Source organism: Paracoccus sp. J39, from assembly GCF_000518925.1.
GTDB lineage: Bacteria > Pseudomonadota > Alphaproteobacteria > Rhodobacterales > Rhodobacteraceae > Paracoccus.
Window position 1 is genome coordinate 162,842 of sequence record NZ_JAEN01000001.1, and the last position, 20,285, is coordinate 183,126.

22 protein-coding genes are annotated in these 20,285 nt (G+C 69.1%); 10 read left to right on the forward strand and 12 right to left on the reverse strand.

Features of this window, described 5'->3' with window-relative positions; all coding sequences use genetic code 11:
- The first annotated feature begins 24 nt into the window (after window positions 1-24).
- Window positions 25-981: an acetyl-CoA carboxylase carboxyltransferase subunit alpha gene (locus L632_RS0100800; RefSeq protein ID WP_028711512.1), complete on the forward strand. Its 957-nt coding sequence runs from the start codon at window positions 25-27 to the stop codon at window positions 979-981.
- Window positions 982-1,273: 292 nt separating this feature from the next.
- Here L632_RS0100800 and L632_RS0100805 read toward each other — a convergent pair whose 3' ends face one another.
- Window positions 1,274-2,542 (reverse strand): 4-aminobutyrate--2-oxoglutarate transaminase, encoded by a 1,269-nt coding sequence (locus L632_RS0100805; RefSeq protein ID WP_028716171.1) that lies wholly within the window; start codon window positions 2,540-2,542, stop codon window positions 1,274-1,276.
- A gap of 100 nt (window positions 2,543-2,642) precedes the next feature.
- Between L632_RS0100805 and L632_RS0100810 the strand changes: the two genes are divergently transcribed.
- A complete protein-coding gene (locus L632_RS0100810; RefSeq protein ID WP_028716172.1) occupies window positions 2,643-3,359 on the forward strand; it encodes a rhomboid family intramembrane serine protease in 717 nt (238 codons plus the stop codon).
- On the opposite strand, the gene mnmD is transcribed toward L632_RS0100810, so the two are convergent.
- Window positions 3,356-4,012: a tRNA (5-methylaminomethyl-2-thiouridine)(34)-methyltransferase MnmD gene (gene mnmD / locus L632_RS0100815; RefSeq protein ID WP_028716173.1), complete on the reverse strand. Its 657-nt coding sequence runs from the start codon at window positions 4,010-4,012 to the stop codon at window positions 3,356-3,358. The two genes, L632_RS0100810 and mnmD, sit on opposite strands and share 4 nt — an antisense overlap.
- A 46-nt stretch (window positions 4,013-4,058) precedes the next feature.
- Between mnmD and L632_RS0100820 the strand changes: the two genes are divergently transcribed.
- Window positions 4,059-5,078 carry an FAD-binding oxidoreductase gene (locus L632_RS0100820; RefSeq protein WP_028716174.1) on the forward strand — a complete coding sequence of 340 codons (1,020 nt, stop codon included), beginning with the start codon at window positions 4,059-4,061 and terminating at the stop codon, window positions 5,076-5,078.
- On the opposite strand, the gene L632_RS0100825 is transcribed toward L632_RS0100820, so the two are convergent.
- A complete protein-coding gene (locus tag L632_RS0100825; RefSeq protein WP_028711507.1) occupies window positions 5,062-5,571 on the reverse strand; it encodes an NnrU family protein in 510 nt (169 codons plus the stop codon). The genes L632_RS0100820 and L632_RS0100825 overlap by 17 nt on opposite strands.
- 88 nt (window positions 5,572-5,659) lie before the next feature.
- On the opposite strand from L632_RS0100825, the gene L632_RS0100830 reads away from it, so the two are divergent.
- Window positions 5,660-6,223: a DUF4202 domain-containing protein gene (locus tag L632_RS0100830; protein ID WP_028711506.1), complete on the forward strand. Its 564-nt coding sequence runs from the start codon at window positions 5,660-5,662 to the stop codon at window positions 6,221-6,223.
- A complete protein-coding gene (locus L632_RS0100835; RefSeq protein ID WP_028711505.1) occupies window positions 6,216-6,902 on the forward strand; it encodes a sirohydrochlorin chelatase in 687 nt (228 codons plus the stop codon). The genes L632_RS0100830 and L632_RS0100835 overlap by 8 nt, the downstream gene beginning before the upstream one ends.
- A 60-nt stretch (window positions 6,903-6,962) precedes the next feature.
- On the opposite strand, the gene L632_RS0100840 is transcribed toward L632_RS0100835, so the two are convergent.
- Genes L632_RS0100840 through L632_RS0100865 form a run of 6 tightly spaced genes read right to left on the reverse strand, consistent with a single transcriptional unit; the run spans window position 6,963 to window position 13,199 of the window.
- A complete protein-coding gene (locus tag L632_RS0100840) occupies window positions 6,963-10,055 on the reverse strand; it encodes a valine--tRNA ligase (RefSeq protein WP_028711504.1) in 3,093 nt (1,030 codons plus the stop codon).
- A gap of 60 nt (window positions 10,056-10,115) precedes the next feature.
- Window positions 10,116-10,775 carry a glutathione S-transferase family protein gene (locus L632_RS0100845; RefSeq protein WP_051476336.1) on the reverse strand — a complete coding sequence of 220 codons (660 nt, stop codon included), beginning with the start codon at window positions 10,773-10,775 and terminating at the stop codon, window positions 10,116-10,118.
- Window positions 10,775-11,407 (reverse strand): glutathione S-transferase family protein, encoded by a 633-nt coding sequence (locus L632_RS0100850; protein WP_028711502.1) that lies wholly within the window; start codon window positions 11,405-11,407, stop codon window positions 10,775-10,777. The genes L632_RS0100845 and L632_RS0100850 overlap by 1 nt, the downstream gene beginning before the upstream one ends.
- Window positions 11,408-11,410: 3 nt before the next feature.
- Window positions 11,411-12,046 (reverse strand): YceI family protein, encoded by a 636-nt coding sequence (locus L632_RS0100855; protein WP_028716176.1) that lies wholly within the window; start codon window positions 12,044-12,046, stop codon window positions 11,411-11,413.
- The gene (locus tag L632_RS0100860) at window positions 12,043-12,831 is read right to left on the reverse strand and encodes a VOC family protein (RefSeq protein ID WP_028716177.1); all 789 of its coding nucleotides are present in this window, start codon (window positions 12,829-12,831) and stop codon (window positions 12,043-12,045) included. Before L632_RS0100860 ends, L632_RS0100855 begins: the two co-directional genes overlap by 4 nt.
- An 11-nt stretch (window positions 12,832-12,842) precedes the next feature.
- The gene (locus tag L632_RS0100865) at window positions 12,843-13,199 is read right to left on the reverse strand and encodes a DUF1428 domain-containing protein (RefSeq protein ID WP_011748611.1); all 357 of its coding nucleotides are present in this window, start codon (window positions 13,197-13,199) and stop codon (window positions 12,843-12,845) included.
- Between the two features lie 88 nt (window positions 13,200-13,287).
- On the opposite strand from L632_RS0100865, the gene L632_RS0100870 reads away from it, so the two are divergent.
- Window positions 13,288-14,001 carry a helix-turn-helix domain-containing protein gene (locus tag L632_RS0100870; RefSeq protein ID WP_028711499.1) on the forward strand — a complete coding sequence of 238 codons (714 nt, stop codon included), beginning with the start codon at window positions 13,288-13,290 and terminating at the stop codon, window positions 13,999-14,001.
- Here L632_RS0100870 and L632_RS0100875 read toward each other — a convergent pair.
- Window positions 13,935-14,417 carry a peroxiredoxin gene (locus L632_RS0100875; RefSeq protein ID WP_028711498.1) on the reverse strand — a complete coding sequence of 161 codons (483 nt, stop codon included), beginning with the start codon at window positions 14,415-14,417 and terminating at the stop codon, window positions 13,935-13,937. The genes L632_RS0100870 and L632_RS0100875 overlap by 67 nt on opposite strands.
- A gap of 79 nt (window positions 14,418-14,496) precedes the next feature.
- On the opposite strand from L632_RS0100875, the gene L632_RS0100880 reads away from it, so the two are divergent.
- Together L632_RS0100880 and rsmD are read left to right on the forward strand one after the other, a co-directional pair.
- Window positions 14,497-15,693: an NAD(P)/FAD-dependent oxidoreductase gene (locus L632_RS0100880; RefSeq protein WP_028711497.1), complete on the forward strand. Its 1,197-nt coding sequence runs from the start codon at window positions 14,497-14,499 to the stop codon at window positions 15,691-15,693.
- A complete protein-coding gene (gene rsmD / locus L632_RS0100885; RefSeq protein ID WP_028711496.1) occupies window positions 15,690-16,286 on the forward strand; it encodes a 16S rRNA (guanine(966)-N(2))-methyltransferase RsmD in 597 nt (198 codons plus the stop codon). The genes L632_RS0100880 and rsmD overlap by 4 nt, the downstream gene beginning before the upstream one ends.
- On the opposite strand, the gene L632_RS0100890 is transcribed toward rsmD, so the two are convergent.
- Window positions 16,253-16,684 carry an Lrp/AsnC family transcriptional regulator gene (locus tag L632_RS0100890; protein ID WP_028711495.1) on the reverse strand — a complete coding sequence of 144 codons (432 nt, stop codon included), beginning with the start codon at window positions 16,682-16,684 and terminating at the stop codon, window positions 16,253-16,255. The genes rsmD and L632_RS0100890 overlap by 34 nt on opposite strands.
- Before the next feature lie 138 nt (window positions 16,685-16,822).
- Between L632_RS0100890 and L632_RS0100895 the strand changes: the two genes are divergently transcribed.
- Window positions 16,823-17,980 (forward strand): type III PLP-dependent enzyme, encoded by a 1,158-nt coding sequence (locus tag L632_RS0100895; RefSeq protein WP_028711494.1) that lies wholly within the window; start codon window positions 16,823-16,825, stop codon window positions 17,978-17,980.
- Between the two features lie 80 nt (window positions 17,981-18,060).
- The gene (locus tag L632_RS21800; RefSeq protein ID WP_232220939.1) at window positions 18,061-19,287 is read left to right on the forward strand and encodes a DUF2235 domain-containing protein; all 1,227 of its coding nucleotides are present in this window, start codon (window positions 18,061-18,063) and stop codon (window positions 19,285-19,287) included.
- 107 nt (window positions 19,288-19,394) lie between these two features.
- On the opposite strand, the gene metF is transcribed toward L632_RS21800, so the two are convergent.
- Window positions 19,395-20,258, reverse strand: a complete 864-nt coding sequence (metF, locus tag L632_RS0100905; RefSeq protein ID WP_028711493.1) for a methylenetetrahydrofolate reductase [NAD(P)H] — start codon at window positions 20,256-20,258, stop codon at window positions 19,395-19,397.
- Window positions 20,259-20,285 lie beyond the last annotated feature (27 nt).

The following is a 20,285-nucleotide window of genomic DNA, read 5'->3' on the forward strand; positions in this document are numbered from 1 at the left end:
CCGGATGACAGCGCGGAGCCCTGAATGACTTACCTGGAGTTCGAGAAGCCCCTTGCCGATCTTGAGGGCAAGGCCGAGGAACTGCGGGCACTGGCCCGGAAGGGCGAAGGCGTCGATCTGGAGAAGGAGGCGGCGGCGCTGGACCGCAAGGCCGAGGAGATGCTGCGCGACCTCTACAAGCAGCTCGATCCCTGGCGCAAGACGCAGGTCGCCCGCCACCCGGAACGGCCGCATTGCCGCGACTATATCGAGCAGCTCTTCACCGAATACACGCCGCTTGCCGGCGACCGCGCCTTTGGCGAGGACCACGCGGTGATGGGCGGGCTGGCGCGCTTCAAGGACCAGCCCTGCGTGGTGATCGGCCATGAGAAGGGCAACGAGACCAAATCGCGGATCTTTCACAATTTCGGCATGGCCCGGCCCGAGGGCTATCGCAAGGCGATCCGGCTGATGGACATGGCCGACCGCTTCCGCCTGCCGGTGATCACCCTGGTCGACACGCCCGGCGCCTATCCCGGCAAGGGCGCCGAGGAACGCGGGCAAAGCGAGGCCATCGCGCGCGCGACCGAGAAATGCCTGCAGATCGGCGTGCCGCTGGTCTCGGTCATCATCGGCGAGGGCGGCTCGGGCGGCGCCGTGGCCTTCGCCACCGCGAACCGCATCGCCATGCTGGAACATTCGATCTATTCGGTGATCTCGCCCGAGGGCTGCGCCTCGATCCTGTGGAAGGATGCCGAGAAGATGCGCGAGGCGGCACATGCGCTGAAGCTGACGGCGCAGGACCTGAAGAAGCTGGAGGTGATCGACCGCATCATCTCCGAGCCGGTGGGCGGCGCGCAGCGCGCGCCGGCCGAGACCATCGCGGCGGTGGGCGAGGCGATCGCCGCCATGCTGGGCGAGCTGGCCGGCAGGAAGCCGGCCGAGCTGATCAAGGACCGGCGGCAGAAGTTCCTGAACATGGGCGCGAAGGCCCTGGGCTGAGCGCCCGGCCGCTCCCTCGCACGGGGATTCGGGAAACGGAAAAAACGAACGACACTGCCCGGCGCGGTTGCGCCAGGATCCGGGCCTTTGCGTCTTCTCTGTTGCCCAAATACCCCTGCGACGGTGCAAGCCGGCGCTGCCGCATGGGTATTTGTGCAGCGAAGAAGCGCCGGGAAGAAGCGCCGGGCGCGCCGCGGTTTGCGTGGCGGTTCTTTCCGTTTTCCGAATACCCAAGCGACGCTTCCCCTGGGCGCGGCCGCGGGAGTATTTGCGAAACGGTGAAGACGCGCGATCAGCCGCGGGCGGCCCGGATCGACTCCTCGAGGATGTCGAGCGCCTCGTCGAAGACGTCTTCCTGGATGGTCAGCGGCGCAAGAAAGCGGATCACGTTGCCATGGACGCCGCAGGTCAGCAGGATCAGCTTGCGGGCGAGCGCCTCTTCGCGGACGCGGTTGGCGAAATCCGGGCTGGGCCTGTCGGTGCCGGCGATGTTGAATTCCACGGCGTTCATGAAGCCGGGACCGCGGATGTCGACGATCTCGGGCACCCCGTCGGCGATGCCGGCCAGGCGCTGCTTCAGCCGCTGGCCGAGGCGGGTGGCGCGGTCGCACAGCCCTTCCTCCTCGATCACGTCCAGAACGGCATGGGCGGCGGCGACGGCCAGCGGGTTGCCGGCATAGGTGCCGCCAAGGCCCCCGGGGGCCGGGCTGTCCATCACCTCGGCCCGGCCGGTCACGGCGCTGATCGGCAGCCCGCCCCCCAGCCCCTTGGCCATGGTGGTCAGGTCGGCCGCCGCGCCGTGGTGTTCCATCGCGAACAGCTTGCCGGTGCGGGCGAAGCCGGTCTGCACCTCGTCGGCGATCAGCACGATCGAATACTGGTCGCAGATCTGCCGCAGGCGCTGGATGAAGCCCGCCGGCGCCTCGTAGAAGCCGCCCTCGCCCTGCACCGGCTCGATGATGATCGCGGCGACGCGCGAGGGGTCGATATCGGCCTTGAACAGCCGGTCGAGCGCCGCCAGCGCCTCCTCGGCCGTGACGCCGTGCAGCGGGTTCGGAAAGGGCAGGTGCCAGATATCGTTCATCATCGGCCCGAATCCGGCCTTGTAGGGCTGGACCTTGCCGGTCAGCGACATGCCCAGGAAGGTGCGGCCGTGGAAGCCGCCGGCGAAGGCCACCACCCCGGCGCGGCCGGTATGGTGGCGGGCGATCTTGACCGCGTTTTCGACCGCCTCGGCCCCGGTGGTGTAGAAGGCGGTCTTTTTCGGTCCCTCGCCGGGGACCAGCCGGTTCAGCCTTTCGGCCAGGGCCACGTAATTCTCATAGGGCACGACCTGGTGGCAGGTATGGGTGAAGCGGTCGAGCTGGGCCTTGACCGCCTCGATCACCCGAGGATGGCGGTGGCCGGTATTGACCACGGCGATGCCGGCGGCGAAGTCGATATAGCGGTTGCCGTCCTTGTCCCAGATTTCGGCATTCTCGGCGCGCTCGGCATAGATCTGGGTGGTCATCCCCACCCCGCGCGAGATGGCGGCGTTCTTGCGGTCGGTCAGGCTGGTCATCGGCCCCTCCTCGATGCGATTCGGGGCCGATGCTATACGCGGGCCAGCGATCCGAACAGGGCCGCTTGCGCGCGCCCATGCGATGCTTCAGGCTGTGGCCATGTTCCCGATCCGCGACCATAATCCTTCCGAGCGCACGCCCTATGTGACCAACGGGCTGATCTTCCTGAACCTGGTCATGTTCCTGGTCACCATGCCCTGGGCCGGCGGCCAGGTCGGGCTGTGGGACCGGCTGGCGCTGTATCCGGTCGCAATCATGCATGGCGAATGGCTCTGGGGCCTGGCCACGCATATGTTCCTGCATGCCGGGATCATGCATATCGCCGGCAACATGCTGTTCCTGTGGGTCTTTGGCGACAATCTCGAGGACCAGATGGGCCATGCCGGCTTCCTGGTCTTCTATCTGGTCTGCGGGCTGGCGGCGGCGGCGGGCCAGATCGCCACCGATCCGATGAGCGACATTCCCATGGTCGGCGCCTCGGGCGCCATCGCCGGGGTGATGGGCGGCTACCTGCTGATGTTCCCGCGCGCGCGCGTCGACGTGATCGCGATCATCATCGTCATCATCCGCCGCTTCACCATGCCGGCCTGGGTGCTGCTGCTGGCCTGGTTCGGCATCCAGCTCTTGTCGAGCGCCGGCATGGTCGACGACGGCGTGGCCTATGTCGCCCATGCCGCCGGGTTCCTTGCGGGGATGGTGCTGGCGGTGCCGGTCTTCCTGCGCCGGGGCGGGCCGGATTTCTGGCGCCGCACCCATGGCCGCCCGCCGCATGCGCCGACCTATGCGCCCTCGCGCATCCCGCCGGTCCGGCGCTAGAGCCGGCCGCGGCTCATGTGGCGCTTGCCCGCGAAACCGGGCGCGCGCGTGACTTCGAACCCCGCCGCCGCCAGCGCCCGGCGCACATGGCCCGCTGCTGTATAGGTGGCGAAGGTGCCGCCCGGCGCGGTGTGGCGGGCGACCTCGGCCATCAGCGCCTCGCCCCAGAGTTCGGGGTTCTTGGCGGGAGAAAACCCGTCCAGGAACCAGGCATCGGCAAGGCCGTCCCAGCCGGGCAGCGCCTCGCGGGCATCGGCCTCGATGATTTCGGCCTCGACCAGGCCCACGGAAAGGCGGCGTTGCGGCCATCCGTCGCGCAGCTGTTTCGCCAGCGGCGCCAGCTCGGGGAAGGCGGCATGGGCCCGGGCCAGTTCCCCGGCGGCCATCGGGAAGGCCTCGAAGCTGGTGAAACGGACCGGCACCGTGGCGACCTGCGCCAGCGCCAGCAGGTTCAGCCCGGTGCCGAAGCCCAGTTCCGCCACATGGAAGCCGGGCCGCAGCCGCGCCGGCAGGTCATTGCCGGCCAGAAAGACATGCCGCGTCTCGTCCAGCCCACCGTTCAGGCTGAAATAGGGATCGTCGAAACGGCGCGAGACCGGAATCGCCCCCTCGCGCCAGTCCAGGTCGGCGCTGCTCTGGTCGCGCTCATCCATCCGCGCTAACTCCTTTTTGCAGGCAGATGCGGCAAGGGGCGGCGGAATGGCAAGCGAAATCACGGTGGCGGGCGCGGGCGTCTTCGGCCTTTCCTGCGCATGGGAGCTGGCGCGGCGCGGCGCCCGCGTGCGGGTGTTCGAGGCCGAGCGGATCGGCGCCGGCGCCTCGGGCGGGCATGTTGGCGCGCTGGCCCCGCATGCGCCGGAAAACTGGAACGCCAAGAAGCAGGTGCAGCTGGAGGCGCTGGTCGCGGCGGCCGGTTGGTGGGCCGAGGTGGCGGCGGCGGGCGGCATCGACCCCGGCTATGCCCGCCATGGCCGCATCCAGCCGGTGCCCGAAGGGGCCGCGCCGCGCATGGCCGAGCGCATCGCGGCCGCCCGCGCGCATTGGCCCGACTGGGCCGGGATGGAACTGACCGACAAGCCGCAGGGGACGCTGGTGCCGGCCTCGCCCTCGGGCCTGTGGCTGGTGGACCGGCTGACGGCGCGGATCAGCCCGCGCCGGGCCGGCGCCGCGCTGGCCGCCGCCATCCGCGCCCGGGGGGGCGAGATCGCCGAGGGGCGGCCTGCCCCCGATGCCCCGGCGATCTGGGCCACCGGCGTCGCCGGGCTTGCGCCCTTCGGCGGCAGCGGCGTCAAGGGGCAGTCGGCGCTGCTGGCTTTCGCCGCCCCCGACGCGCCGCAGGTCTTTGCCGACGGGGTCCATATCGTGCCCCATGCCGACGGCACGGTGGCCATCGGCTCGACCTCGGAACGCGACGCCCTCGATACCGGCATAGACGCGCAGCTGGAGGCGCTGATCGACAAGGCGCGCGCGCTGTGCCCGGCGCTTGGCGATGCGCCGGTCGTGGATCGCTGGGCCGGCATCCGGCCGCGCGCCCGCTCTCGTGCGCCGCTGGTCGGACCATGGCCCGGACGGCCGGGCCATTACGTCGCGAATGGCGGCTTCAAGATCGGCCTGGCCATGGCGCCGGCCTGCGCGGTCCTGCTGGCGGACCTGATCCGCGACGGGCGCGACCGCATCCCCGAGGGCTTCAGGGTGCCCGAGCCTAAGGCCGGGGACTGACCCCGATCACCAGCGGATGCAGGTGGAACAGCGCCAGCCAGACCAGCACCGCCAAGGCCAGCCGCGGCCAGGTCCAGCGCAGCGCCACGCCGCGGCGCAAGCCCACCGCCAGCCCGAACAGCGCATAGGCCAGAAGCAGGCCGAACAGGATCACATGCGCCAGATCGCCATTCGCGACCAGATGCGCCGCGCCCCAGAGCGTGAAGCCTGCCATCAGCCCCGCCATGCCGCCCACCGCCGCCGCCAGCACCGCGACGGGCATGGCGATATTCACCAGCCAGCGCATCCAGCCCCATTGCGGCCACAGCTCGACATGGGGCGCCCCCCCCGCCGCCAGGATCAGCCAGTAAAGCAGCGCCAGCGACAGCAGGCTGTAGCCGATGACATAGCCCCGCCGCCCCAGCGCTGCGACCAGCGGCTCGCGGAACCGCGCCGGGATCACATGCGAGCCCAGGAAGGCCGCCAGCGCCAGGATGAATTCGCCCCATTCCATGCCGGCAGCCTAGCCCCGGCCCGGCGCGGCGGCAATCCGCGTTGACGCGGCGCCCCGCTGCGGCATGATGGCGCAAAGAGAGGATGCCATGACCCGCCTTCAGACCGCTTTCGACGCCATCGACAAGGCCAATTCCGCCGATCCGCACCTGGACCCCGAGGGCCGGCCCGAGGCGCTGCTCTACGGCCAGCGCATGACGGCCGAACAGCAGGCGCTCTATCCCGACGCCTCCGAGCCCCTGCGCATCGCCTGCCGCGGCCAGCATGTCGAGCGTTTCCTGCTGCCCCGCGACGCCTATCCGATGGACCGCGCCGGCTATCTGGCCTGGCGCACCGAACAGGGCCGCCGCCACGCCGCCCGCATCGCCGGCATCATGCGCGATGCCGGCTATGGCGACGAGGACATCGCGGCAGCCGGGAAGATGCTGACCAAGCAGGGCATCAAGCGCGACGGCGAGGTGCAGGCGCTGGAAGACGTGGCCTGCTTCACCTTCATCCGCTGGTATATGGGGCCCTTTGCCGAAGGCCGCGACCCGGACGAGCTGCAGCGCATCGTGGAAAAGACCGCGCGCAAGATGTCCGCCATGGCCCGCGCCCGGGCGCTGCAGGAATTCGCCATCCCCGAGCCCTTCGCCGCTGCCTTCCGTGCGTAACGTCCTTATCGTCGCCCATGGCCAGCCCGGCGACCCCGCCCCGCAGCAGCAGGCCATCGAGGCGCTGGCCGCCCGCATCCATGTCCCCGCTGCGCAGGTCAGGGGCGCGACGCTGGCCATGCCCGGCGCGCTGGACCGCGCCGATGACGAGACGCTGATCTATCCGCTGTTCATGGCATCGGGCTGGTTCACCCGCAGCGAATTGCCCCGCCGCCTGCGGCTGGCCGGCGCGCCGAATGCCCGCATCTTGCCGCCCTTCGGCAGCGATCCGCGCCTGCCCGCGCTCTGCCTCGCGCTGGTCGTCAAGGCGGCCGAGGCGCAAGGCTGGCGGCTGGCCGAAACCCATCTGCTGATCGCCGCCCATGGCTCGGGCCGTTCGCGCGCACCCTCCGAAGCGGCGCGCGAGATGGCCGCCGCCCTCGCCCCCCATGCCGCCGCGACAAGTTGCGGCTTCATCGAGGAAGCGCCCTTCATCGCCGAGGCCGCCCGCGACCTGCCCGCGCAGGCGATCTGCCTGCCGCTTTTCGCCACCCGGGCGGACCACGTCACCGACGACCTGCCCGCGGCGCTGGCCGATGCAGGCTTTCGCGGCCTCCTCCTGCCCCCGGTGGGCCTCGCGCCGGAGGTTCCGGCGATGATCGCCGAAAGCATTAAGGCCGCCCTGTCCGAGCGGCCCTGATCTTCTCTGTTTCTCAAATACCCTGCGACCGCGCCACCGGCACGGCGCAAAAGCCAGGGATCACATCGCCGCCAGCTGCGCCAGCGCCGCGCGGATTCGCGCCAGGTCGTCCTCCAGCGCGGCAAGCTTCTCGCGCGTCTCCTCGATCACCTCGGGCTCGGCATTCTCGACGAATTTCGGATTGCCCAGCCGCCCGCGCAGGCCCGAGGCGTCCTTCTCGGCCTTCCCCGCCGCCTTTTCCAGCCGTGCCGTTTCGGCCGTCACGTCGATCATCTCGCCGACCGGCAGCGCGAAGCTCGCCCCCAGTGCCGCGACCGAGATCATGCCCGGCCCCATGGCGCCCTCGGCAGGCGCGTTCACCCGCGCCAGCCGCTCGATCAGCGGCGCGTTGGCGGCCAGTGCCGCCCGCGCCGCATCGTCGGCCTCGGTCACGATCAGGTCGGGACGGGCGCCGGCCGGCACGCCGATCTGGGCGCGGGCCGAGCGGATGGCCTCGATGAGCTGGATCACCCAGTTCATCTGCCGGTCGGCCTCGGCGTCGATCAGCTCGGGCCCGTATTCCGGCCAGTCGCCATGCACCAGCATCCGCTGGCGATCCCCGGTCAGCGCCCAAAGCTCCTCGGTCACGAAGGGCATGATCGGGTGCAGCATCGTGTAGCACTGGTCCAGCACCCAGCCCATGGTGGCCCGGGTTTCCTCGCCATATTCGCCGTCGAACAGGGGCTTGGAGAACTCGACATACCAGTCGCAGACCTTGCCCCAGACGAAGGCGTAAAGCCCGGTCGCGGCGTCGTTGAAGCGGAACGTTTCCAGCGCCTCGTCGGTGGCCTGCCGGATGCGGGCGACCTCGCCGATGATCCAGCGGTTCACCACATGCCGCGGCTGGGGCCGCGCCACGCCGCCGCGCACGCCGTTCATCTCGGCAAAGCGGGTGGCGTTCCAGATCTTGGTGACGAAATTGCGGTTCGCCTCGACATGCTTCGGCCCCAGCTTGGGGTCGCGGCCCATGGCGGCCATGCTGGTCAGGGTAAAGCGCAGCGCGTCGGCGCCGTATTCGTCGATCAGGGTCAGCGGGTCGATGACGTTGCCTTTCGACTTCGACATCTTGGCGCCCTTTTCGTCGCGCACCAGCCCATGCACATAGACGGTGCGGAACGGCACCTGCCCGACCACGGCCAGCTGCATCATCATCATCCGGGCCACCCAGAAGAAGATGATGTCGAAGCCGGTCACCAGCACCGAGGTCGGGAAATACCTGCGCAGCTCGGCCGTATCCTCGGGCCAGCCCAGCGTGCCGATGGGCCAGAGCCCCGAGGAAAACCAGGTGTCCAGCACATCCGGGTCGCGCCAGACCGGATAGACCAGCTTCGTCGGGTCCTGGGTCAGGTTGTAATCGGCCAGCCCCTGGGCGAAGGCATCCACCGCCGCCTCGCGGTCGGCGACCTCGACCACCCGGGCCATTTCCAGCGGCACCGGCAGTTCGGCGATGGAATCGCGGAACTGTTCGGCCACCTCGGCAAAGCTCGGGGCGGCGTGGTGGATCTCGTCGCGATGCACCAGCCCTTCTTCCAGCAGGGCGAAGATCTCGACCTCGTCCAGCACGCCGTCATGGTCGTCCTCGACCTGGCCCTCCAGCCGCAGGTCGAGCCCGTACCAGACCGGGATCTGGTGGCCCCACCACAGCTGCCGGCTGATGGTCCAGGGCTCGATATTCTCCAGCCAGTGGAAATAGACCTTTTCATGCTGCTCGGGCAGGATGCGGGTCTGGCCCGAGCGCACCGCCTCCAGCGCCGGGCCGACGATCTTGGCGGTGTCCACGAACCACTGGTCGGTCAGCATCGGCTCGATCACCACGCCCGAGCGGTCGCCGAAGGGCTGCATGATCGGCTTGGCATCGACCAGCGGCCGGCGTTCCAGATGCTCGGCGCCGGTCTCCTTGTCGATGGACTTGTGCAGATAGGTGACGGCCAGCCCTTCCTCGGTGATCGCCTCGACCACCCGCGCCCGCGCCTCGTAGCGGTCGAGGCCGCGCAATTCCTCGGGCACCAGGTTCACGTTCGAGACGTCGCCCACATCCTCGCCCCGTGCCGCGCGGGTGGCGATCTCGGCGCTTTCCTCGTAGCTCAGCCCGTCGGCGCGCATCTGGCCCTTGCCGTCCATCAGCGCGTAAAGCGGGATGCCGTTGCGCATGGCGACGGCATAGTCGTTGAAGTCATGCGCGCCGGTGATCTTGACCGCACCCGAGCCGAAATCCGGGTCGGGATATTCGTCGGTGATGATCGGGATCAGGCGGCGGTGTTCCTTGGGTCCGACCGGGATCTCGCAAAGCTTGCCGACGATGGGGGCATAGCGGGCGTCGTCCGGATGGACCGCGACCGCGCCGTCGCCCAGCATGGTTTCGGGCCGGGTGGTGGCGATGCTGATATAGTCCCGCATCTCGCGCAGGGTGACGTTGCCGTCGGCGTCGCGCTCGACATATTCATAGGTCTCGCCGCCGGCCAGCGGATATTTGAAATGCCACATATGGCCGGGCACCTCACGGTTCTCGACCTCGAGGTCGGAAATCGCGGTCTCGAAATGCGGGTCCCAGTTGACCAGCCGTTTGCCGCGATAGATCAGGCCCTTCTCATACATGTCCACGAAGACCTTGATGACGGCATCGTGGAAATTGCCCTCTTCGCCCGCGGGGGCGCCGGGGGCGCCGGACATGGTGAAGGCATTCCTGGACCAGTCGCAGGAAGCGCCCAGGCGTTTCAGCTGCTCGACGATGGTATGGCCGGATTCCTGCTTCCAGGCCCAGACCTTCTGCAGGAAGGCTTCGCGCCCGATCTCGCGGCGGTTCGGTTCCTGCCGCTCGGCCATGCGGCGCTCGACCACCATCTGCGTGGCGATGCCGGCATGATCCTGCCCCGGCTGCCAGAGCGTGTCAAAGCCGCGCATCCGGTGCCAGCGCACCAGGATGTCCTGCAGCGTGTTGTTCAGCGCGTGGCCGATATGCAGGCTGCCGGTCACGTTCGGGGGCGGGATCACCACCGAGAAGCTTTCCGCCCCCGGTTTCGCATTGGCGCCCGCGGCGAAGGCATTGCTTGCCGCCCATTCCCGCGCGATCCGCGCCTCGGCGGTCCCGGCGTCGAAATTCTTGTCCATGGCCATGTCGCTTACCCCTCGAATCGAAAAGGGGATAGCGAAACCACGGCGAAAGGCCAAGAGGCGCTAGAGAAACCGCGCCGCGATCCCGTCCTTGAACGGGAACCAGCCATAGAAGGGCCGCGCGCCCTGGATCACCCGCTGGACCGAGGGCCGCGCCACCAGCCGCTCGAAATACCCGGTCAGGCGCGGATGATCCGCGAAGGGATGGATGGCGCCGGCATAGAACAGCGCCGGCATGGCGGCGCAATCCGCCAGGCCGAAGCCGCCCGCGATCCAGTCGCGCCCGTCCAGACGGCGGTCGAGCGCGGCATAGGCCAGGTCCAGCTTGCCGCGGGCAAAGGGCGCGACCCGTTCCTCGGCCCCTTCGGCCATGAAGATGCGGGCATCGACGATCTGCTGCATCATCTGCATCACCTGGAAATCCAGGAAGCGGTCCCATTGCCGCGCCGGCAGCGAGGCGTCGGGGTCGGGGTCCAGCAGGCGCTGCGGCCCGGGATGGTGCCGGTCCAGCCATTCGATCATCAGCGAGCTTTGCGACAGCACCAGATCGCCCTCGCGCAGCGCCGGCATCCGGCCCATCGGCTCGACCGAGAGCATCAGCGCCCGGTCGCCCTCGTCACCCAGGTCGATATGGCGAAACTCGAAATCCGTCCCCAGCTCGTAAAGCGCGATCAGCACCTTCTGCGTATAGGAGGACAGCGGGTGGCCATAGAGCGTCAGCATCACGCGGCCTGCGCGAAATGCGCGAGCTGCGCGGCATGGGCGCGCCGGAAGGCCGGGCGGGTGGTGATGCGGTTCATGTAGGCGGAAAGCTCCGGATGGGCGGCCAGCTCGCCCACGCTGTCCACCACGCGCAGCACATCGGCCAGCAGGAGGTCGGCGATGGTGAAGCGGCCGGCGGCGATGAAGTCCCGCCCTTCCAGCACCGGGACCAGCTGCCCCAGACGCTCGTGCAGGCGCGGCAGGGCCAGTTCCTCGGCCCGCGCGTCCTGATCGAAGATCCGCGCCAGCACCATGGCCATCACCGCCGGTTCAAGGCTGTTGAGCGCGGCGACCAGCCATTGCTGCGTTTCGGCCCGCGCGGCGGCCTCGCGCGGCATCAGCGCCTCGGAGCGTTCGCCGAGATAGAGCAGGATGGCGCCGCTTTCGAACAGCGACAGTTCGCCGTCCCGCAGGATCGGCACCTGCCCGAAGGGTTGGCGGGCGAAATGCTGCGGCGTCTTTTCGCGCACGCTGGTGGTCTCGATCTCGTAGGGCAGGCCGGCTTCCTCGCAGGCCCAGCGGATGCGCAGGTCGCGGACATAGCCGACGGCAAAGGGCGGCACCCAGTCATAGGTCGTGATCACGATTGTCATGGCTTACCCCTGCCGGGCGAACTCGGCGTCGATTTCGATGGTGATCGGATCGGTGAAGAATTCGTTCATGCCATGGGCCTGCGGGTCGATCTCGGTCCGGGCATGGATGCCGATCAGGTCGCGGATGATCGGATTGCCGGCTTCGTCGCCGGTATAGCCCTTGCCCGCGCCGATCAGCGTCACCTCGAATGTCGCGGGCTGGGTCTTGCCCAGCAGGGTCAGCTGGCCCGAAACCGTGCCCTTGGTCGGGCTTTCCGCCGTGAAGCTGTCAGCGGTGAAGCGCGCGGTGGGGTTCGCCGCGCTGTCCAGATAGTCCGGGCCGGTCAGGATCTCGGCAAAGCCCGCGACCGGGGTCATGACCGAGGCGATCTCGACCTCGGCTTCCAGCCGGCTTTGCGCCGGGTCGTCCGGGTTCCAGTCGAGCTGGCCCGAGACGGTGCCGAAGCGGAAGACGCTGACCGAAAAGCCCATATGCGGCACGCGGGCCTGCACCGCCGAATGCGCCGGGTCCAGGCGATAGGCCCCGGCGGCTGCGGCATGAAAGTCCTGCTGGCCGCGCGGGATGCTCTCTGGCGTCACCTCCTGGGCCGCAGCGGGTGCGGCCCAGAGGGCGAGCGCGATCAGGGATGCGCGGATCATGGCGTTTCGTCCTTGGGCCCGACCACGGCGAAATGCGCGCCCTGCGGGTCGCGCGCCACCGCGATGAAGGCCGGACCGGGCACCTCGACCGGGCCGTGCAGCACCTCGCCGCCGCCGTCGCGGATGCGGGCGATGGCGGCATCGACGCCGTTCACGCCGAAATAGGGCAGCCAGCAGGGCACCGGCGCATTGCCCAGGCCCATCATGCCGCCGATATCGGTGCCCTGCCAGGCGAACAGCTGGTAGGTGCCCATCTCGCCCATGTCCATGGCGGTGGACTTCGTCCAGCCGAACAGCTCGGCATAGAAGTCGAAGCCCGCGCCGGGATCGGTCGACATCAGCTCGATCCAGTTGCCGCGGCTTTCCTTGCCCTGGTTCCAGGCCCCGGATTCGACAGGGGGCTGGGGGTCCATCGGCGCCGGCTGCAGGATGCCGAAGGTGGCGCCCTGCGGGTCGGTGACGACGGCGAACCGCCCGGTGCCGGGAATGTCGGCCGGCTCGCGGAAGACCGAGCCGCCCAGCGTTTTGATCTTGGCCGCCGTGGCATCGGCATCGTCCACGTCGAAATAGATCATCCAGAAGGGCGGCACGTCGGCGCAGTCCTCGGGCATCTCCATCAGCCCGGCGATCATGTCGCCGCCATGGCTGGCCAGGTTATAGGTAAAACCCTCCATCCCGGAATCGGCGGTCGTCCAGCCGAGCACCTTCTCATAAAAGGTCCCGGCCGCGTCGAGCCCGCCCCTTGCGGTGGAGAGCTCGAACCAGCAGGGTTTGCCGTGATACATGGCCGCCCCCTTCAGGCTTTCTCGTCCACGATGGGCTCGAAGCCGCCCCACATCATCCGCATGCCGTCGAAGGGCATCTCGGGCGGCCCCTGCATCTCGGGGTCGGACATCATCTTCTCGAAGCCCGCATCCGCGGTCGCCTTGTCGGGCCATTCGATCCAGGAAAACACCACGGTCTCGTCGTCCTTGGCCTGGGTGGACATGTAGAAATCGTTGACCTTGCCGCGGGGCACGTCCACCCCCCATGCCTCGACCATGCGCAGCGCACCGTAACGCTTGAACATGGACCAGGCCCCCTGGGCCATGTCGATGTATTTCTGCTTGTTCGCCGTCGGAACCGGCAGCAGGAAACCGGAGTAGTAGGTCATGTCTCTTCCTCCTCATCGGGCGCGGCATGCGCCAATGAGTCGCAGGCTGACAGTTGCAGTATGAAAAAGCAACTGTTAATATCGAAATATGACTGACACTGGCAAGATCTCGCGACTGCGCTATGAAGAAGGGTGCCTTGGCGCCCATGCGCTGAATTTCATCGGCGACCGCTGGGCGCTTCTGGTGGTGCGCGAACTGATGTTCGCGCCCAAACGCTTCCAGATGATCCGCGCCGGGCTTCCCGGCGTCACGGCCAGCGTCCTGACCCAGCGCCTGACCCAGCTGGTGCAGGCGGGGGTGGTGACGCATGACGATGTGCTGGGGGTCTACGCGCTGACCGAGGCCGGCCGGGCGCTGCATCCGGTGCTGCGCGAGCTGTGCCGCTGGGCGCTGGTGATGCCGGGGCACGATCCGCGGAAATTCATCAGCCTTTCCGCGCTGATGATCTCGATCTCGGCCACGGTGGACAGCGCGGCCGCCGCCGGGTCACCGCTGCGCGCCGGCTTCGTTTCGGGCAAGGAGGGGTTCGAGGTCACGCTTTCCGCGGACGGGATGCCGCAGGTCCGGGCGGCGCGGGCGCCGGCGGCGGATTTCGTGCTGGAGGGTTCGGGCAATGCGCTGGCGGCGGCGGTCTATGGGCCGGGGCCGGTGGCGCTGGCCTCGGCCGGGCTGATCGCGCTGCGCGGCGACCGCAGCGCCGCGCAGCAGTTCACGGCGCTGTTCCGCCTGGCGACTCAGACGAGGTCCAGGAGCGAATCGCCCGAGGAGACCGAGCAGGCGCCGGGCGTTTCCTCGACCTGAAGCTCCTCCACCGTGCCGTCATTGACCAGCATGGCATAGCGTTTCGAGCGGCCGTTGACCCAGCCCGCGCCCTCGATGTTCATCCCCAGCGCCTTGGTGAAGCTGCCATCGGCATCGGCCAGCACCTCGATCCCGGCATCGGTCGCGCCGGTATCCGCGGCCCATTTCCCGGCGACGAAGGGATCGTTCACCGTGATGCAGACCACGCGCGACACGCCCTTGTCGCGGAACTTGTCGGCGTTCTTCACGAAGCTGGGCATATGGGCATTGGTGCAGGTCGGCGTATAGGCGCCCGGCACGGCAAAGATCGCCACGCGGCCCTTGGCCAGATCGGCGGCGGCCACTTCCTCGGGGCCGTTGGCGCCCGGTTTCAGCAGCTTGCCTTCGGGCAGCTTGTCGCCTTTCGAGATGGACATGCGCGGTTCCTCCGTCAATTGCATCGTTCCGGGGGCGACTATAGGCTCTGCGCCGCAGGCAAACCAGCGAGGGCGAAGAATGAACATCGTGATCCTTGGCGCGGGACAGGCGGCGGCCTCTCTGGCGGCGAAACTGCGCGCGCTGGGGCACGAGGGCGGCATCGCCGTCATCGGCGACGAGCCCGCGCCGCCCTATCAGCGCCCGCCGCTGTCCAAGGCCTATCTGCTGGGGCAGATGGGGCTGGACCGGCTGACGCTGCGCACCGCGGACTGGTGGGAGGAGCAGGGAATCGCCCTGCATCTGGGCGAGCGCGCGACGCGCATCGACCGCGACCGTCGCGCGGTGGTGACGGATCGCGGCGAGCATCCCTATGACCAGCTGGCCCTGACGCTGGGCGCCGCGCCGCGCCGCCTGCCCGCCGCGATGGGCGGCGACCTGCCCGGCGTGCATGTGGTGCGCAACCTGGCCGACATCGCGGGGCTGCGGCCGGCGCTGGTCGCCGGGCGCCGTCTGGTGGTGATCGGCGGCGGTTATATCGGGCTGGAGGCCGCCGCGGTGGCCCGCAAGCTGGGGCTGGAGGTGACGCTGGTCGAGGCGGCGCCGCGCATCCTGGGCCGCGTCGCCGCGCCCGAAACCGCGGAGATGATCCGCGCCCTGCACCGCGCCCATGGCGTCGAAATCGTCGAGGGCACCGGCATCGCCCGCATCACCGGCGACACGGCCGCGGACGGGGTCGAACTGGCCGACGGCCGCCGCCTGCCGGCCGATCTGGTGATCTGCGGCATCGGCATCGCGCCCGAGACGTCGCTGGCCGAGGCGGCGGGGCTGGCCATCGACAACGGCATCGCCACCGATGCGCTTGGCCGCAGCTCGGACCCGGCGATCTGGGCGGCGGGCGATTGCGCCAGCTTTCCGGCAGCGGGGGGAAGGCTGCGGCTGGAAAGCGTCGGCAATGCCATCGACATGGCCGAGGCGGTGGCGGCGAATATGCTGGGCGCGAACGTCGCCTATGTGCCGAAGCCGTGGTTCTGGTCGGACCAGTTCGACGCGAAATTGCAGATCGCCGGGCTGAACCTGGGTTACGACCGGGTGGTGACGCGGCCGGCGGCGAATGGCGGCTCGGTCTGGTATTTCCGCGACGGCCGGCTGATCGCCGTGGACGCGCTGAACGACGCCCGCGCCTATATGATCGGCAAGCGGCTGATCGAGGGCGGCCGCTCGCCCAGCCCCGGGGCCGTGGCCGAGGCGGTCGAGTTGAAGGCGCTGATGGCATGAGAATCGTGGGCGGCACCCTGCGCGGGCTGAAACTGGCCGAGATCGGCGCCGGCGATCCGGCGGCGCATCTGCGTCCGACCACCGACCGGGTGCGCGAGTCGATCTTCAACCTGCTCATCAACGGCACGCATGGCAATCCGATCCCCGGCGCGCGGGTGCTGGACCTGTTCGCCGGCACCGGCGCGCTGGGGCTGGAGGCGCTGTCGCGCGGCGCGGCCCGCGTGGCCTTCGTCGATGACGGCGTGGTGGCGCGCGGGCTGCTGCGCACGAATATCGAGAAGGCCCGCGCCATGGGGGTGACCGATGTCTGGCGCCGCGACGCGACAAGCCTGGGCGAGAATCGCGGCGCGCCCTATGGGCTGGTGTTCCTGGACCCGCCCTATGGCAAGGGGTTGGGCGAGCGCGCGCTGGAATCGGCGCTGGCCGGCGGCTGGATCGCCCCGGGCGGCATGGTGGTCTGGGAGGAATCGGCCCCGCCCGGCCCGGTCGCGGGGCTGGAACGGATCGACCAGCGCAAATACGGCGACACGTTTGTCACATTGTTGCGCGCGGGACACGATCAGGTGGCGCGATCCAGCTTCGTGGACAGGTGAATCAGGCTCTCGCTGGAGCGCACGCCGGTCAATCCGCCGATCTGATCCAGCACATCGTCCAGCTGGCTGGTCGATATGGCGGCCAGTTGCAGCAAAAGATCGACGCGGCCGCTGGTGGTATGGATGCGCTCGACCTCGGGCAGGCTGCGCAGCCGGGCCAGGATCGCGGCCTGGGCGCGGGGTTCGATGGTCAGCATGCAGGTGGCGCGGATGCGATGCTCGCGCGCGGAATCGCCCAGCCGCAGGGTGTAACCGGCAATGGCGCCCGAGGTTTCCAGCCGCTCCAGCCGCGCCTGCACGGTCGAGCGCGCCACCTTCAGCCGCCGCGCCAGAACCGCGACCGACATGCGCGCGTCCTGCGCCAGATGGGCCAGAATGCCGCGATCAAGTTCGTCCACCTGGCCACCCGTCGATTTGCCGAAACTTTCGTCATATTAACGAAGCTGCGGCCCATTTCCACCCTTTTCATTGCAGCAATCGGAACCCATAGGGCGCAGACTTGTTTCCACCCACACGCGCACAGGAAGGATATGCCGATGGGACTGACCGAGGGCCGCGGCCCCAAGACCGTCTGGAACAATCCCGCCGAGATCATCCGCAGGCTGAGCCCGGAAAATCCGGTGATGGTCTTTGCCCCCTCGGTCCTGCGCGCCACGGCGCAGCGGTTCCTGCAAGGCTTTCCCGGCCTCGTGACCTATGCGGTCAAGTCGAACCCGGACGAGGCGGTGATCCGCACGCTTTCCGCTGCCGGGATCAAGGGTTTCGACGTGGCCTCGCCCTATGAGATCGACCTGATCGGCCGGCTGGCCCCGGATGCGGCGCGCCATTACCACAACCCCGTGCGCTCGCAGGCCGAGATCGTCCATGCGGTCGAGGCAGGGATCAAGTCCTGGTCGGTGGACAGCCGCTCGGAGCTGGACAAGCTTTTCGCCCGCGTGCCGGCCGAGAATTGCGAGATCTCGCCGCGCTTCAAGCTGCCGGTGCTGGGCGCGGCCTATGACTTCGGCTCGAAATTCGGGGCCACGCCGGAACTGGCGGCGGAACTGCTGCGCGCGGTGGCGGATCGCGGCTACATCCCTTCGCTGACCTTCCACCCGGGCACGCAATGCACCGATCCGCATGCCTGGGAAAGCTATATCACCACCGCGGCCGAGATCTGCGCCATGGCGGGCGTCAAGGCGCGGCGGCTGAACGTCGGCGGCGGCTTCCCCTCGCATCGCGTGACCGGGGTCGAGCCCGACCTGGCCGCGATCTTCGCGCTGATCCGCCGCGTGACCGACGAGGCCTTCGGTCCCGAGGCGCCGCAGCTGGTCTGTGAGCCCGGCCGCGGGCTTTGCGCCGATGCCTTTTCGCTGATCACCCGCGTCAAGGCGGTGCGCGACGGCCAGAACGTGTTCCTGAACGACGGCGTCTATGGCGGGCTGTTCGAACTGCCCATCGTCGGCAATCTCGACCGGCTGCAGGTGCTGACCCCCGAGGGCACCCCGCGCGAGGACGAGCCGATGCCCCGCATCATCTTCGGCCCGACCTGCGATTCGGTGGACCGTCTGCCGGGCGAGCTGACTTTGCCCGCCAATATCCGGGAAGGCGACTATGTCGTCTTCCACGGCGCCGGCGCCTATTCGACCGTCACCAACACCCGCTTCAACGGCTTCGGGCTGATGGCACACCTGACCGTGAACGCGCTTGAATAGGCATTAATCGACGCTTCGCTTTTCCGTGCTAGCGTCGGCGCATGGAATCAACGCCTCCGCCGATATGCCAGATCGTCCTGATGGACGGCACCTTCGCCTCGCTGACCGAGGGGCGAAGGTCCTCCATCGCCCGCATCCATGCCATGCTGTCGGGCGAATACGGGGCGCTGCCGGCGCCGGTCCGGATGCATTACGCCCCCGGCCAGCAATGGGACGCCTGGCGCACCCTGCCCGAACTGACCATGGGTTCGGCGCTGGAGCGGCATATCTGCAACGCCTATGCCTGGCTCGCCCGCGAATGGCGGCCGGGCAATCCGCTGTTCTTCTTCGGCTATTCGCGGGGGGCCTTCGCGGTGCGGTCGCTGGCCGGGATGATCGGCCGGGTGGGGTTGCTGACCCATGCCCATGCGACGCGCCGCAACGTGCAGCTGGCCTGGCAGCTGTACCGCAACGGCGGCGACAGCCTGGTGCGAGGGCTGGATCCCGGGCTGTGCCATCCGACGGTGCCGATCCGGATGATCGGGGTTTTCGACACGGTGATGGCGCTGGGGATCCGGCTGCCGCTGTTGTGGATCCTGACCGAGCCGCGCTTTCGCTTTCACGACGCGCATCTGGGGGCCGAGGTCGAGCATGGCGTCCAGGCGCTGGCGCTGGACGAGACGCGGGCCGCCTTCCAGCCCCTGATCTGGGACAGCGCCTCGGCCCCCGGCCGGGTCGAGCAGATGTGGTTTCGCGGCTGCCACCCCGATGTGGGGGGCCAGCTTTCCGGGCTGGAATATGCCCGGCCGCTGGCCAATATCCCGCTGGTCTGGATGATGACGCGGGCCGAGGCATTCGGCCTGCCGCTGCCCGAAGGCTGGGGCCGGCATTTCCCCTGCGACGCCACCGCGCCCTCGGTCGGGTCCTGGCGCAGATGGGGCAAGGCGTTTCTGGCCCGCGCGCCGCGGCTTGCCGGCGCCGACCCCTCCGAGATGCTGCATCCTTCCGTGCCGCGGCCCTATACCGGCCCGGCGCTGCTGGCGGGGGCGCTGGCCGAGGCGGCACCGCCGCGTCCGCATCGCCGGCGGCGGCTGGTGCGGTTCGGATCGCCTGCTTCGCCGGTTCCTGGACCTCCGATGCCGGGGCTGGGCGGGGAATCGGCCGGGGCTTCGTTGCCGGTCGTGGTGCAGCCCGAAGGAATGGCTTCCGCAGGGCCGGCCGTTTCGCCCGCTCTGCGCCCCGAGCCTCCGGCGCAGGGCAGGGACGGACCCGAGCCGGCGGCGCCGGCCGACGGCATGGCGCAGACCGGCCGGAACGGCGATGGCTGATCCGTTGCCGGCACAAGGGACCACTGCGGGCCGGGAAACGCCTGCCGCTCCTGCCGGCCCGCGGCCCGACCCGGGGACGCTGGCCGGCCCTGGCCGATCGCGGCCTGTCAGGCCACGCGCGAGAATTCGCCCTTGGGCTCGATCCCCAGCGCGGCGCAGACCTTCAGAACCAGTTCGGGCTTGTTCAGCGTGTAGAAATGCAGCCTGTCCACGCCGCCCTCGACCAGCCGCTCGCACAGGCGGACGCAGATATCCAGCGCCAGCTGGGCCTCGCCCTCCTTGCCGGCGGCGGCGAAGGCCTCCTCGGCCCATTGCGGGACCGAGGTGCCGCAGCGTTCGGCAAAGCGGCGGGTGCCGGCCCAGCTCTGGATCGGCAGGATGCCGGGGATGATCGGCGCCTCGATCCCCGCCGCGACACAGGCGTCGCGAAAGCGGAAATAGGTCTCGGCGTCGAAGAAGAACTGCGTCATTGCCGAGCTCGCGCCGGCATCCACCTTGCGCTTGAGCCAGGCCACGTCGGCGGCGGTGTCGGGGCTTTCCGGATGCGGCTCGGGATAGGCGCCGCAGCGAATGGTCATGTCGCCGCGGGCCGCGATGGCCTCGATCAGCTCGACCGAATTGGCGAAACCGTCGGCATGGGGGGTGAACCGCTCTTGCCCCTGGGGCGCGTCGCCGCGCAGCGCCACGATCTCATGCACGCCGGCGGCCGCATATTCCTGGACGATCTGCAGCGTCTCCTCGCGCGTGGCGTCGACGCAGGTCAGATGCGCGGCCACGTTCAGCCCGTAATGGCTGGCCAGCGCCGTCACCGCCTCATGCGTCAGCTGCCGGGTGGTGCCGCCGGCGCCGTAGGTGACCGAAACGAAATCGGGACCCAGGGGGGCAAGCGCGCGCGCCGTTTCCCACAGTCGGAACGACTGGTCCAGGTTCCGGGGCGGAAAGAATTCGAAGCTGGTCGCGGGCACGGGCATGGCACTCATCCTTTTGTCGCAGGACTT

Excerpts from the sequence above, each read along its gene's own strand:
- L632_RS0100870 (WP_028711499.1), top strand. The coding sequence starts at position 13,288 with ATGACTGACACTGGCAAGATCTCGCGACTGCGCTATGAAGAAGGGTGC.
- L632_RS0100895 (WP_028711494.1), top strand. The coding sequence starts at position 16,823 with ATGGGACTGACCGAGGGCCGCGGCCCCAAGACCGTCTGGAACAATCCC.
- rsmD (WP_028711496.1), top strand. The coding sequence starts at position 15,690 with ATGAGAATCGTGGGCGGCACCCTGCGCGGGCTGAAACTGGCCGAGATC.
- L632_RS0100855 (WP_028716176.1), bottom strand. The coding sequence starts at position 12,046 with ATGATCCGCGCATCCCTGATCGCGCTCGCCCTCTGGGCCGCACCCGCT.
- L632_RS0100800 (WP_028711512.1), top strand. The coding sequence starts at position 25 with ATGACTTACCTGGAGTTCGAGAAGCCCCTTGCCGATCTTGAGGGCAAG.
- L632_RS0100810 (WP_028716172.1), top strand. The coding sequence starts at position 2,643 with ATGTTCCCGATCCGCGACCATAATCCTTCCGAGCGCACGCCCTATGTG.
- L632_RS0100840 (WP_028711504.1), bottom strand. The coding sequence starts at position 10,055 with ATGGCCATGGACAAGAATTTCGACGCCGGGACCGCCGAGGCGCGGATC.
- L632_RS0100805 (WP_028716171.1), bottom strand. The coding sequence starts at position 2,542 with ATGACCAGCCTGACCGACCGCAAGAACGCCGCCATCTCGCGCGGGGTG.
- mnmD (WP_028716173.1), bottom strand. The coding sequence starts at position 4,012 with ATGGATGAGCGCGACCAGAGCAGCGCCGACCTGGACTGGCGCGAGGGG.
- L632_RS0100845 (WP_051476336.1), bottom strand. The coding sequence starts at position 10,775 with ATGCTGACGCTCTATGGCCACCCGCTGTCCTCCTATACGCAGAAGGTG.
- metF (WP_028711493.1), bottom strand. The coding sequence starts at position 20,258 with ATGCCCGTGCCCGCGACCAGCTTCGAATTCTTTCCGCCCCGGAACCTG.
- L632_RS0100830 (WP_028711506.1), top strand. The coding sequence starts at position 5,660 with ATGACCCGCCTTCAGACCGCTTTCGACGCCATCGACAAGGCCAATTCC.
- L632_RS0100860 (WP_028716177.1), bottom strand. The coding sequence starts at position 12,831 with ATGTATCACGGCAAACCCTGCTGGTTCGAGCTCTCCACCGCAAGGGGC.
- L632_RS0100850 (WP_028711502.1), bottom strand. The coding sequence starts at position 11,407 with ATGACAATCGTGATCACGACCTATGACTGGGTGCCGCCCTTTGCCGTC.
- L632_RS21800 (WP_232220939.1), top strand. The coding sequence starts at position 18,061 with ATGGACGGCACCTTCGCCTCGCTGACCGAGGGGCGAAGGTCCTCCATC.
- L632_RS0100820 (WP_028716174.1), top strand. The coding sequence starts at position 4,059 with ATGGCAAGCGAAATCACGGTGGCGGGCGCGGGCGTCTTCGGCCTTTCC.
- L632_RS0100825 (WP_028711507.1), bottom strand. The coding sequence starts at position 5,571 with ATGGAATGGGGCGAATTCATCCTGGCGCTGGCGGCCTTCCTGGGCTCG.
- L632_RS0100875 (WP_028711498.1), bottom strand. The coding sequence starts at position 14,417 with ATGTCCATCTCGAAAGGCGACAAGCTGCCCGAAGGCAAGCTGCTGAAA.
- L632_RS0100865 (WP_011748611.1), bottom strand. The coding sequence starts at position 13,199 with ATGACCTACTACTCCGGTTTCCTGCTGCCGGTTCCGACGGCGAACAAG.
- L632_RS0100880 (WP_028711497.1), top strand. The coding sequence starts at position 14,497 with ATGAACATCGTGATCCTTGGCGCGGGACAGGCGGCGGCCTCTCTGGCG.